Genomic DNA, 12,892 nt, shown 5'->3' on the forward strand with positions numbered 1-12,892 from the left:
TTTCGGTCCTTATTCGTAAGGATGGCGCAGCACGATGGTTTCTTCGCGGTCCGGGCCGGTCGAAACCATGTCGACTGGTACGCCAACCAGTTCTTCGATGCGCTTGATGTAAGCGCGCGCGGTTGCAGGCAGCGCCGCCAGCGATTTGGCGCCAACGGTGCTCTCGGTCCAGCCTGGCATCTCTTCATAGATAGGCTGGCAGCGAGCTGCATCTTCTGCGCCCACCGGGAAGATGTCCACGGTGCGGCCGTCCAGCGTGTAGCCGGTGCAGATCTTGATGGTTTCCAGGCCGTCCATCACGTCCAGCTTGGTGATGCACATGCCGGATACGCCGTTGATTTGGACCGAGCGGCGCAGCAGCGCGGCGTCGAACCAGCCGCAGCGGCGGGCACGGCCCGTCACGGTGCCGAATTCATGGCCCACGGACGACAGGTGGTGGCCCACGCCGGCATCGGTCGGCAGTTCCGACGGGAACGGACCGGAACCCACGCGGGTGGTGTAAGCCTTGGTGATGCCCAGGATGTAGTGCAGCATGCCAGGACCCACGCCGGCGCCGGCGGCGGCATTGCCGGCCACGCAGTTCGACGACGTCACGAACGGATAGGTGCCGTGGTCGATGTCCAGCAGCGAACCTTGCGCGCCTTCGAACAGCAGGTTGCCGCCGGCCTTGAAGGCGGCGTGCAGTGCGGACGACACATCGGTCACCATCGGACGCAGGCGCGGCACATAGGCCAGCGCATCGTCCAGGGTCTTCTGGTAATCCACCTTCGGTGCTTTCAGATAGTTTTCCAGCACGTAGTTGTGGTAGTCCAGGTTTTCTTTCAGCTTCTCGGCGAAACGCTCGGCGTTCAGCAGGTCGGCCACGCGGATGGCGCGGCGCGCCACCTTGTCTTCGTAGGCCGGGCCGATGCCCTTGCCGGTGGTGCCGATCTTGGCGGCGCCACGGGCCGCTTCACGGGCCGCATCCAGTGCGGTGTGGTACGGCAGGATGACCGGGCACGCTTCGGAGATTTTCAGGCGGTTGGCCACTTCCACGCCGGCCGCTTCCAGCTTGTCGATTTCACGCAGCACGTCCGGCACGGACAGCACCACGCCGTTGCCGATGTAGCACGCCACGCCCGGGCGCATGATGCCCGACGGGATCAGTTGCAGCGCGGTTTTCACGCCACCGATCACCAAGGTATGGCCGGCATTGTGGCCGCCCTGGAAGCGCACCACGCCCGCGGCGTGATCGGTCAGCCAATCGACGATCTTGCCTTTACCTTCATCGCCCCATTGGGTGCCGATGACAACAACGTTCTTTGCCATATTTTTTTTCGACATCACATCAACCTAAGTTTTTAAGAATCCAGTTGCTACCACTATCGTCGAGCACCAGCGCGCGGTCGCACTCGAACTCGTCCTGTTCTTCGCTGTGACCCGGCAAGCTCTGGATCACCACTTCGCCGGACTTGCGCAGTTCGGCGATTTTTTCTTTCAATTCAGGCGCATTGCCCCATGGCGCGCGGATCGAATGCTTGCGTTCCGCGGTCGGCAGCAGGCGCGCCAGTTCGCGCAAGTCCATCGAGAAGCCGGTGGCGGGACGGGCCCGGCCAAACGCTTCCCCGACATGGTCATAACGGCCGCCGCGGGCAACCGCGTTCGGCAGTCCCGGCACGTACAGCGCAAACATCGCGCCGCTTTCGTACTGGTAGCCGCGCAAGTCGGCCAGGTCGATGGCGACTTCGGCACGGCCAATGGCGGAGCCGGCCAGCGCGGCCAGTTCGGCCAGCGCCTTGGCAACGCCAGGCACGTCCGGCAACACTTCACGTGCACGCTTGAGCACGTCAACGTCGCCGTACAGGTTCGGCAGCGCGCGCAATGCATCGCGCACCACCGGGGAATAATTGGCTGTCAACACTTCCAGGCCCGGCACATCCTTGCCACGCAGCAAAGCGGACAGCGCCGCTTCGTCTTTCGACGCTTGCGGGCATTCGGCGATGATGGCGCGCAGCACGCCCACGTGCGACAAGTCCAGCCGCACGTCGGTGAAATTGGCCAGCGCCAGCGACGCCAATGCCAGTTCCTGGATTTCCGCATCCGCTTCCAGGCCGGCATGGCCATAGATTTCCGCGCCGATCTGCAGCGGCTCGCGGGTCGTATGCAGGCCCGACGGACGGGTATGCAGCACGCTGCCCGCATAGCACAGGCGCGTCACGGAATGACGGTTCAGCAAGTGCGCGTCGATGCGCGCCACCTGCGTCGTCATGTCGGCGCGCAGGCCCAGCATGCGGCCGGAAATCTGGTCGACCAGTTTAAAGGTACGCAGTTCAACGTCCTGGCCAGCGCCGGTCATCAGCGACTCGACGTACTCGAGCAGCGGCGGCATGACCAGTTCGTAGCCATAGCGACGGAAGTTGTCCAGCATCAGGCGGCGCAATTCTTCAATCTTGCGCGCTTCGGACGGCAATACGTCCGCAATATGTTCAGGCAATAGCCAATTCGGCATGGAAAAAACCGGAAACGGTGTTGTTGAGATATCGTTAATGATCGCGTTAATGATCGTCAGTGCGCCTGCTGGCGCCGCTCGGTGAACGAAGGACCGAACCGCATATTGTACGCGAAAAGTCCCCTTTTGAGAAATGCAAGCCGGAAAGGCAACGCCGCCCGGAGGCGGCGTTTGGTTGTGGCGGGTTCGGCGTTATTTACCGGCCGGACCGTTCCCCTTGAAATACTTGAAGAACTCCGAGTTCGGATCCACCACCAGCACATCGCTGCGGTTCTTGAACGAGCCGCGATATGCTTCCAGGCTGCGGTAGAACTTGTAGAACTCCGGATTGCGGCCGAAGGCTTCCGCATAAATCTGGCTGGCTTTCGCGTCGCCCTCGCCCTTCGCGCTTTCCGCTTCGCGGTATGCCTCGGCCAGGATCACGGTGCGTTGCTTGTCGGCATCGGCACGGATTTTCTCCGACTCGGCGGCGCCGGTCGAACGCAACTCGTTCGCCACCCGGGTACGCTCGGCCTTCATGCGCTCGTACACGGAATTGTTGATCTGCTCAACATAATCCACGCGTTTCAGGCGCACGTCGACAATGTCCACACCGATTTGCCTGGCTTCCTTGACAACCTTGGTACGGATCGCTTCCATCACGGCGCCGCGCTGGCCGGAAATCACTTCGCGCACGGTGCGCTTGGTGATTTCATCGTTCATCGCGGCCTTGACGATTTGCGACATGCGGTCGCGCGCCCGGCTCTCGTCGCCGCCAAAGCTGACGAAGTACAGCTTGGGCTCGGAAATGCGCCATTTAACAAAGGCATCGACCAGGATATTCATCTTTTCCGCCGTGATGAAGCGGTCGGCGTCCGGCGAATCGATGGTCATGATGCGCTTGTCCAGGTAAATCACGTTCTGGAACGGCGGCGGCAATTTGAAATGCAGGCCCGGCGAAGAAATCACTTCCTTCACGCTCCCCAGGGCAAACACGATGGCGTAGCGGCGCTGGTCGACCACGAACACGGTCGACGACAACAGCATCAGTGCGATAAAACCTGTGACCAGGATGGTAATCAAACGATTCATTAACGGCCCTCCCGATCACGCGATGCGTCACGCGAACGGCTGTCGCGCGCGCGCCCCGAAATTTCCACCTGCGGAATGCTTTCCGTCGGCGGCAACAGCACTGGCTGCGCCGGTTGCGACGTGGCGTTGGCTTTCGCCACATCCGCCGCCGCGGCCTGGGCAATCAGCTTGTCCATCGGCAGGTACAGCAAGTTGCTGCCATTGCGGGAATCCACCATCACCTTGCTGGTGGACGAGAAGATTTGCTGCATGGTGTCCAGGTACAGGCGGTCACGCGTGACGGCCGGCGCTTTCTGGTATTCCGTCAGCACGGATTTGAAGCGGGCCGCGTTACCTTCGGCCAGTTCCACCACCTGCGAACGGTACGCTTCCGCTTCCTGCGTCAGGCGCGATGCATAGCCGCGCGCTTTCGGAATCACGTCATTGGCGTAGGCCTGGCCTTCGTTTTTCAGGCGCTCGCGGTCCTGGCCCGCCTTGACGGCATCGTCAAACGCGGCCTGCACCTGCTCCGGTGGCTGCACACCCTGCATCGTCACGTTGGTGATCGTCGCGCCGACTTTATAGCTGTCGAGGATGGACTGCATCAGGCGCTGCGTGTCGTACGCGACTTTTTCGCGGCCTTCATACAGCACGAAGTCCATCTTGCTGCGGCCGACGGTTTCGCGAATCGCGGTTTCCGCCACCTGGCGCACGGTTTCCTGCGGATCCGTGTTGATGGTCAGCCACTGCACGGCGTCTTTCAGCTTGTACTGCACGGCAAACTGGATGTCGATGATGTTTTCATCGTCCGTCAGCATCAGCGATTCGCGCGCCTGCTTGTTGCGGATATTGCCGCGATAACCCACTTCCACCGTGCGCACTTGCGACAGGTTGACGATTTCATCGCTCTGGAATGGATACGGCCAGCGCCAGTTGAAACCCGGGCCCGTCGTGTGGCTGACCTGGCCGAACGTGAACACCACGCCGGTCTGGCCTTCCTGCACGATGAACGCGCCGCTGGCCAGCCAGATCAGGCCGGCCACGGCCGCCACCGCGCCCACGGTAATGCCGGCGCCGCGCATGTCATTGCCACCGCCGCCATTGCCACCGCCGCCGGAACCGCCATTGCGGTTGCGGTTGCCGAACATGCTGTTCAGGCGCTGGTTGAAATCGCGCCACAATTGATCGAGGTCGGGAGGACCGTCGGGCTTCTTGCCTTCTTGGGCCTGCTTGTTACCGTCCTTGTTATCCGAGCCCCAGCGGGGATCGTTCAAGTTCAGCTTCAAGCCTATTCTTTTTTTTAAGGAGGAAAAAGGCATACTAATGTGATCCGGCTTGGGTGAAAGTGGAATGGCTTTCCAGCTCATCCTCCTGGGAGGAATCGCCTTCGGCCTCCTCGTACAGATATGCCATGCCAGGCGCGGACTTGGCGGCTTCCGTGATGGCGCCGCGCAGCAAGTCCAGACCCACGCCCGTGCGGGCGCTGATGAAAACGCGGGAAATCTTATCATATTCATCCCGCTCGACCGTCGGCTCCAGGCCGGCCGCATCGATCTTGTTCCACACCAGGATTTGCGGGATGTGGTCGGCGCCGATTTCCTTCAGCACCAGGTTGACCTGCTCGATCTGCTCCATGCGCACCGGGCTGGCCGCGTCGACCACGTGCAGCAGCAAATCCGCATGGATGGTTTCTTCCAGCGTGGCGCGGAACGCGGCCACCAGCTGGTGCGGCAATTCGCGCACGAAGCCCACCGTGTCGGAGATCACCACGTTGCCGACTTCCTCGCCCATGTAGACGCGGCGCGACGTGGTGTCCAAAGTCGCGAACAACTGGTCCGCGACATAGACGCCGGCCTTGGTCATGGCATTGAACAGCGTGGACTTGCCGGCATTGGTATAGCCGACCAGCGACACGGAAAACGTGTGGCTGCGGCCACGGGAACGGCGCTGGGTTTCATGCTGCTTGCGCAGTTTCGCCAGCCGCGAGCGCAGCATTTTCACGCGCTCGCCAATCAGGCGGCGGTCGGTTTCCAGCTGGGTTTCACCCGGGCCGCGCAAACCGATACCACCCTTTTGCCGCTCCAGGTGAGTCCAGCCGCGGATCAGCCGGGTGGCCAGGTGCTGCAGCTGCGCCAGTTCCACCTGCAGCTTGCCCTCGTGGCTTTGCGCACGCTGCGCAAAGATATCGAGGATCAGGCTGGTGCGGTCCAGCACGCGGATGTTGAGGCGCTTTTCCAGGTTACGCTGCTGTGCGGGTGACAGCGCGTGGTTGAAGATGACGATTTCCAGCTTATGATCTTGCACGGCAAAACCGATTTCATCGGCTTTGCCGCTGCCGACGAAATAGGCGGCATCAGGGCTGGAACGTTTGCCTGTGATCGTGGTGACAGGCTCGACGCCGGCCGAGCGGGCAAGCAGCATCAATTCCTCGATGCTGGCGGCGAAATCGCCCTGACCGAAGTCTACACCGACTAGCGCTGCACGCATACGACGGCCAGGTTATGTTGGAGGGGTAAAGCCAGGCGCAATGCTTATTCCGAATCGTTATCGATGTTCAGATTCACGGCGCGGGCTGGGACCACGGTGGAAATCGCATGCTTGTACACCATCTGCGTGACGGTGTTACGCAGCAGTACGACGTATTGGTCGAAGGATTCGATATGGCCTTGCAATTTGATGCCATTGACCAGGTAGATCGAGACGGGAACGTGTTCCTTGCGCAGTGCATTCAGGAATGGGTCTTGTAACAGTTGCCCTTTATTGCTCATAACAGCTCCATTGATGTTGTTGTGTAAGATTTGGAGGCGACTTTCGTTATTTCAAGTGCCAAGCATTAATCCCTGCCTGGGGACCAATGCTGCCAAGCTACTGTAACCTTTTTTTGCGTTTTGTGCAGCGCACACAGCCGAAAAACCGGATTATTTCTCTCTGGTATCGAATGGGTTCTTGCCCGTGCGGAATTCAATGCGCAGCGGCGTCCCCACCAAGTTGAACGTATCGCGGAAATGCTTTTCCAGGTAGCGTTTGTACGGTTCCGCAATCGCATCCAAAGAGTTGCCGTGGATCACGATAATCGGTGGATTCATGCCGCCCTGGTGCGCATAGCGCATTTTCGGACGCAAGCCACCCTTGCGTTTCGGTTCCTGCTTCTCGATCGCTTCTTCCAGCGCACGGGTCAGCTTCGGCGTCGGCAGCTTGGCCATGGCGGCGGCATACGCCTGGTCCACGGATTTCATCAGCGGACCGATGCCCTGGGCGCGCAGCGCGGAAATGTAGTGCATCTTGGCGAAGCCGAGGAAGTTCAGCTTGCGGTCCAGGTCGATCTTGATTTCATCGCGGTCGTCCGACTGCAAGCCATCCCATTTATTCACGGCCACCACCAGTGCGCGGCCCGATTCCAGGATGAAGCCCGCAATGTGGGCATCCTGTTCGGAAATGTCTTGCTGGGCGTCCAGCATCAGGATCACGACGTTGGCTTCCGAGATCGATTGCAGCGTCTTGATCACCGAGAATTTCTCGATGGCTTCAAACACTTTGCCGCGGCGGCGGATACCGGCTGTATCGATCAGCGTGTATTGCTTGCCGTCCCGTTCAAACGGGATTTCAATCGAGTCGCGCGTGGTGCCCGGCATGTCGAACGCGATCACGCGTTCTTCGCCCAGCAGCGTGTTGATCAGGGTCGACTTGCCGACATTGGGACGGCCGACCAGCGCGATCTTCGCGCCCTTGTCTTCCGGCAGCAATTCTTCTTCATCGGCAGGACGCTGCTTGAACGCGATGTCCAGCGATTCGTTGACGAGGTCTTGCACGCCGTCGCCGTGCGCTGCGGAAATCACATACGGATCGCCCATGCCCAGCTCGTAGAAATCCGCCACCACGGACGTGTAGCGCATGCCTTCGGCCTTGTTCACCACCAGCATCACGGGGCGGTTGGACTTGCGCAGGAAGTCGACGATGGTTTTATCGTGCGGGGTCAGGCCCTGGCGGCCGTCGACGAGGAAAATCACCACGTCCGCTTCCGCCACCGCCTGCTTGGTCTGCAAGGCCATCTGGAACATGATGCCTTCCTTGGCGACGGGTTCGAAACCACCCGTATCGACCACCAGGAAAGGCCGTTCGCCAACGCGGCCCTCGCCATAGTGGCGATCGCGCGTCAGGCCAGGCATGTCCGCCACCAGCGCATCGCGCGAGCGGGTCAGACGGTTAAAAAGGGTCGATTTCCCGACATTGGGTCGACCTACAAGTGCAATTACCGGCTTCATTTTTATTCTTTACTCGGCCGCGATGGCGGCCACAGTCCCATTCTGGGTTTGGAAAATCAAATTCGAGCCAGCCACGACCGGTGTCGACCGGATGGCCGAACCGTCGGTGGCGACCCGACCTAACATGGCGCCGTCTTCACGCGACAGCAGATGGACATAACCTTCTAAATCGCCGACAGCAACGCTGCGGCCGAACGACGCGGGCGTCGACAGGCGGCGGTTGCCCAGCTTGTCATTCTTCCACGCGCTCTGGCCGCCTTCGCGGGCAAACGCGTTGACGGCGCCATTGGCGTCGGCCACGAACACGAAACGCTGGTCCACACCGACACCCACATCGGACGAGGCCGGCTTGTTCCAGCGCGCCGTACCGGCCGCCAGGTCGAAGCAGCCGACCTTGCCCTGGTACGTCACGGCGCAGATATCGTTTTCATAGACGAACGGCGTGCCGGACACGTCGGATACGCGCTCCAGTTCCGTCGCGCCGCGCGGCTCGGCCACCACCACTTCAAAGCGCGGCACACCCGTCGTCAGGGTCAGCGCCAGCAGCTTGCCGCCCGGCTGGCCGATGTACACGTTGCCGCCGGCAATCACGATGCCCGGCGCATTGCGCAGGGTCAGCGCCGGCGTCGTGCGCAACACGGACCAGCGCTTGGCGCCGGTGGCCGCTTCGAACGCCGTCACGCGGTTATCGCCGCTGCGCACCACCACCACGTCGTTGGCCGCGACCGGCGACGACAGGATTTCACTGGTGGCCTGGACTTTCCACAACTGCTTGCCGGAACCGTCGAAGGCAATCACATTGCCCTTGACGCCACCCACCACGACCAGATTGCCGTTCGGGCTCACGCCCACGCCGGCCGTCAGGTCGGAACCGGCCTTGACTTTCCACTGCTCGCGGCCGGTGGCCGCATCGAGGCGCGCGACATTGCCATCGGCATCGGCGACAAACACGCTGTTCGCCGCGAACGCCGGGTTGAACGTGTAGGCGCCCGCCTTGCCCAGCGAGTATTTCCAGGCCGTCTTGACAGCCATGCCGCCCTTAATGTCCACCAGGGCGGCGGGTTTGTCCTTGACTTCGCTGGCAAACGGGTTCCACGAGCTCAACGTGCTGCAGCCAGTGGCCATGGCTGCCATCAGGCTCATGCCGATAACTTTTCCGGTGATGCGCATATAAATCCTTACTTGTATTTTCTGACTGCGGCTGACGGCCGCTTGTACGGCGACGCACGCTGTGGCGGCTTCCGCTGCGCGGGAACCGCCCTACAGATTTAATGTCCCAACCTATCCGACGTCCGACGGCGCTGAGTCCGTAGGGCGGTTTTGCGGCACGCAAAGCCGCCATGCCAGCATCACGGCAACGCCCGACGGATGACGCGACGTCGGCGTTACTTATGCAGCACCCTTCGGCTCAGCCGGCGCGGTACCACCCACCGATTCCAGCTTGATCTGGATCAGCGAACGCCCCGGATTTTTCTTGTCGGTGGCGTTCAACGCGGCCGTGTACGCGGTGCGTGCTTCGGCCAGCTTGTTTTGCGCGGCCAGGATGTCGCCCTTGCGGTCGGCCACGGCGGCGGCGAATTGCGCCGGCACGTCGGCGGCCAGCACTTTCAATGCTTCGTCATACGCTTTTTCATCGAGCAGCACGCCGGCCAGGCGCACGCGCGCCAGCGCCTTGTACTCGTCGTTGCCGTGATCGACCACCCATTGCAGCTGGGTTTTCGCGGTTTTCAAGTCGTTCGCGTCAAACGCATACTTGGCGGCGGCCAGCGCGGCCATTGGCGCGTAGGCGGTCGTGGCGAATTTGCTTTCGATGTCGGCCGTGGCGCGCTGCACCTTGGCATTGTCTTTCGCCTGCAGCGCATCCTGCTGTTCGTAATACAGGTTCGATGCGTCCGAAGCCTGGTTGCGCTGGTACCAGTTCCAGCCATTCCAGCCCGAATACGCGGCCAGGCCTGCGATCAGGATCCACGACGTGAGGTTACCGTACTGGTTCCACCATGCTTTCAGGGTGGCTATCTGTTCTTGTTCTTCGAGATCGTATGCCATGAGTCTTCGTATTGAGGTTAAAGGTTAATGCCGCAACAAGCGCCGGATCAGTGCTTGCAGTTTTCGTCGTGGACGTGGAAGTGGTGGTGCTCTTCCCCGCTGCCGGTGATCTGGTCGACGATGTAATCGACCACTTCGTCAAACGCCACCGTCGCCTGCTGCTGCTCGCCTTCTTCGGCGCGCATGGCTTTCACGGCGGCGGTGTTGTTCGTGACTTCATCTTCGCCAATGATGACGGCGAACGCGGCGCCGCTGCCATCGGCTTTCTTCATTTGCGACTTGAAGCTGCCCGCGCCCGTCAGCGCCGCGCAGTGCAGGATGACGTCCAGGCCCGCGTCGCGCAGGCGCTCGCCCAGGATGAATGCCTGCATTTGCGCCGCTTCACCCTGGTGCACCAGGTACACGTCGCACTGGTTCGCCGGAGCCGGTTCGCCAGCCGACTTCATCAGCTCGATCAGGCGCTCGATGCCCATCGCAAAGCCCACCGCAGGGGTCGGCTTGCCGCCGAACGATTCGATCAGCGGGTCATAGCGGCCGCCGGCGCACACGGTGCCCTGCGCGCCCAGTTCGTCGGTGACCCATTCGAACACGGTGCGGTTGTAGTAATCCAGGCCGCGCACCAGGCGCGTATTGATGGTGAACGGGATGTTGTTCGCGTTCAGGATTTTCTGCACGCCGTCGAAGTGCGCCAGCGACGCTTCGCCCAGGTATTCCATCAGCTTCGGCGCGTTGTTGACCAGGTCTTGCATGGCTGGATTTTTCGTATCCAGGATGCGCAGCGGATTGGCGTGCAGGCGGCGTTTGGCTTCCTCGTCCAGCAGGTCGATGTTCGCTTCGAAATATTTAATGAGTTCCACGCGGTGCGCCGCACGCTCGGCCGCGTCGCCGATCGAGTTCAGTTCCAGGCGGATCTTGTCCAGGCCCAGGTCATCCCACAGGCGGCGGCACATCATGATCATTTCCGCGTCCACGTCCGGGCCGGTGAAGCCCACGGCTTCGCAGCCGAACTGGTGGAACTGGCGGTAGCGGCCGCGCTGCGGTTTTTCGTGGCGGAACATCGGGCCCTTGTACCACAGGCGCACCGGGCCGTTATAGGCAAGGTTATGCTCCAGTACCGAGCGCACCACGCTGGCGGTGCCTTCCGGACGCAGGGTCAACTGGTCGCCGTTCATGGAATCCGTGAACGAATACATTTCCTTTTCAACGATGTCCGTCACGGCGCCGATGGCGCGCGCGAACAGGCGCGTCTCTTCGACGATCGGCGTGCGGATTTGCTGGAAGCCGTAGCTTTGCACCACCGATTGCGCCGTGTTTTCAAACAATTCCCACAGGTGCCCGTCAGCCGGCAGCAAGTCGTTCATGCCTTTGATACCGACGATTTTTTCAGCTTTTTTATTTTCAGACATTATTTATTACCGTAATTCGTTTTAACGTAGTTCAGCACGATGGCCTGGAATTCGCCGACGATGTTATCGCCGCGCAAGGTCGCCACCTTTTCGCCATCGACAAACACCGGGGCGGCGGGCGATTCGCCCGTGCCCGGCAGGCTGATGCCGATGTTGGCGTGTTTCGATTCACCGGGGCCGTTGACGATGCAACCCATCACGGCCACATTCATGTTCTCCACCCCCGCGTAAGTCTTTTTCCATTCCGGCATCTGCTCGCGCAGGAAGGTCTGGATATCGTCCGCCAGTTCCTGGAACACGGTGGACGTGGTGCGGCCACAGCCCGGGCACGCGATCACCATTGGCGTGAATTTGCGCAAGCCCATGGTTTGCAGGATTTCCTGGCTGACCACCACTTCCTTGGTGCGGTCGCCGCCCGGTTCCGGCGTCAGCGAGACACGGATGGTGTCGCCGATGCCTTCCTGCAGCAGGACGGACAAGGCCGCCGTCGAGGCGACGATGCCTTTGCTGCCCATGCCGGCCTCGGTCAGGCCCAGGTGCAGCGGGTAATCGCAGCGTTTTGCCAGTTCGCGGTAAACGGCAATCAAATCCTGCACGCCGGACACCTTGCACGACAGGATGATCTTGTCGCGGCCCATGCCCAGCTCTTCCGCGCGCACGGCGTTTTCAATCGCCGACGTGATCAGCGCTTCATACATGACCGCTTGCGCGCTCCACGGATTCGCGCGGGACGCGTTCTCGTCCATGATGCGGGCCAGCAGCGCCTGGTCCAGGCTGCCCCAGTTGACACCGATACGCACCGGCTTGTCATACTTCATCGCCACTTCGATCATTTGCGCGAACTGCGTGTCGCGCTTGGCGCCCTTGCCCACGTTGCCGGGATTGATGCGGTACTTCGACAGCGCCTGCGCGCAGTCCGGATAGTCCGTCAGCAAAGTATGGCCGTTGTAGTGGAAGTCGCCCACCAGCGGCACGTCGACGCCCATCTTGTCCAGCTGGTCGCGGATGTACGGCACGGCTTGCGCCGCTTCCGGACGGTCCACCGTCAGGCGCACCAGTTCCGAACCGGCGCGCGCCAGTTCCTTGATCTGGATCGCCGTGCCGACGGCGTCGGCCGTGTCGGTATTGGTCATCGATTGCACCACGACGGGTGCGTCGCCGCCCACCCAGATCTTGCGGTCGCCATGCTGGACCAGTACGCGGCGGCTGCCGCGGCGGCCCAGCGGGCCGGAAGGGATGGCAATATTCGTATCGGTCATGCTGCTCATGCTGCTGTTACCTGCTTATTTAACGTTGACGCGCGAAATCGTGCCGCCCTGGACGGCCGGCAAATCCAGCGCCGCGCCGCGCAAGGTCGCCTTCACATGGGTCGGCTTGCCGACGATCAGCAGTGCCGGTTCCGTGATCTCGAACGTTTCCGTGCTGCCTGCTTTCAGCATGCGCGACACCAGGGCTTTCTTGCCCGGCGGCTGGATCGTGATCCACGAATCTTCGGTGGCCGTCAGCACCAGCGCACCACCTGCGGCAGGCGCAGCAGGCGCTGCGGCGGCCGGCGTTGGCTGTGCCGCCACTGGTGCGGCCGCTGCCGGCTGGGCGCCCGGTTTGGCCGCGCCGGCCGGCGTTGCGCCTGGCGCCGCGCC

At 61.6% G+C, this 12,892-nt stretch carries 12 protein-coding genes; all 12 read right to left on the bottom strand.

Annotation, left to right across the window (positions count from 1 at the left end; all coding sequences use genetic code 11):
- Positions 1 to 9: 9 nt before the first annotated feature.
- Complete coding sequence (locus tag GJ700_RS30815; RefSeq protein WP_154381301.1) at positions 10 to 1,323, bottom strand: adenylosuccinate synthase; 1,314 nt, start codon at positions 1,321 to 1,323, stop codon at positions 10 to 12.
- 4 nt (positions 1,324 to 1,327) lie between these two features.
- Entirely contained in the window at positions 1,328 to 2,488 is a 1,161-nt protein-coding gene (locus tag GJ700_RS30820) for an ATP phosphoribosyltransferase regulatory subunit (RefSeq protein WP_154381303.1), read from the bottom strand.
- Positions 2,489 to 2,680: 192 nt separating this feature from the next.
- On the bottom strand, positions 2,681 to 3,559 hold the full coding sequence (gene hflC, locus GJ700_RS30825; protein WP_154381305.1) for a protease modulator HflC: 879 nt from the start codon (positions 3,557 to 3,559) through the stop codon (positions 2,681 to 2,683).
- A complete protein-coding gene (gene hflK / locus GJ700_RS30830; RefSeq protein WP_154381307.1) occupies positions 3,559 to 4,857 on the bottom strand; it encodes an FtsH protease activity modulator HflK in 1,299 nt (432 codons plus the stop codon). Before hflK ends, hflC begins: the two co-directional genes overlap by 1 nt.
- A 1-nt stretch (position 4,858) precedes the next feature.
- A complete protein-coding gene (gene hflX, locus GJ700_RS30835) occupies positions 4,859 to 6,025 on the bottom strand; it encodes a GTPase HflX (protein ID WP_154381310.1) in 1,167 nt (388 codons plus the stop codon).
- A gap of 44 nt (positions 6,026 to 6,069) precedes the next feature.
- Positions 6,070 to 6,306, bottom strand: a complete 237-nt coding sequence (gene hfq, locus GJ700_RS30840) for an RNA chaperone Hfq (RefSeq protein ID WP_154381312.1) — start codon at positions 6,304 to 6,306, stop codon at positions 6,070 to 6,072.
- 150 nt (positions 6,307 to 6,456) lie between these two features.
- Positions 6,457 to 7,800: a ribosome biogenesis GTPase Der gene (gene der, locus GJ700_RS30845; RefSeq protein WP_154381314.1), complete on the bottom strand. Its 1,344-nt coding sequence runs from the start codon at positions 7,798 to 7,800 to the stop codon at positions 6,457 to 6,459.
- Positions 7,801 to 7,809: 9 nt separating this feature from the next.
- Positions 7,810 to 8,970: an outer membrane protein assembly factor BamB gene (gene bamB, locus GJ700_RS30850; protein WP_154381316.1), complete on the bottom strand. Its 1,161-nt coding sequence runs from the start codon at positions 8,968 to 8,970 to the stop codon at positions 7,810 to 7,812.
- A gap of 219 nt (positions 8,971 to 9,189) precedes the next feature.
- Positions 9,190 to 9,846 carry a YfgM family protein gene (locus GJ700_RS30855; protein WP_154381318.1) on the bottom strand — a complete coding sequence of 219 codons (657 nt, stop codon included), beginning with the start codon at positions 9,844 to 9,846 and terminating at the stop codon, positions 9,190 to 9,192.
- A 47-nt stretch (positions 9,847 to 9,893) separates the two neighbouring features.
- Positions 9,894 to 11,252: a histidine--tRNA ligase gene (gene hisS, locus GJ700_RS30860; protein WP_154381320.1), complete on the bottom strand. Its 1,359-nt coding sequence runs from the start codon at positions 11,250 to 11,252 to the stop codon at positions 9,894 to 9,896.
- On the bottom strand, positions 11,252 to 12,511 hold the full coding sequence (gene ispG / locus GJ700_RS30865; protein ID WP_154381334.1) for a flavodoxin-dependent (E)-4-hydroxy-3-methylbut-2-enyl-diphosphate synthase: 1,260 nt from the start codon (positions 12,509 to 12,511) through the stop codon (positions 11,252 to 11,254). Before ispG ends, hisS begins: the two co-directional genes overlap by 1 nt.
- Positions 12,512 to 12,535: 24 nt before the next feature.
- Positions 12,536 to 12,892, bottom strand: a 357-nt coding sequence (locus tag GJ700_RS30870) for a DUF4115 domain-containing protein (protein WP_154381322.1), incomplete at its 5' end; no start/stop codon positions are given.

The organism is Pseudoduganella rivuli, assembly GCF_009674485.1.
GTDB lineage: Bacteria > Pseudomonadota > Gammaproteobacteria > Burkholderiales > Burkholderiaceae_D > Rugamonas > Rugamonas rivuli_B.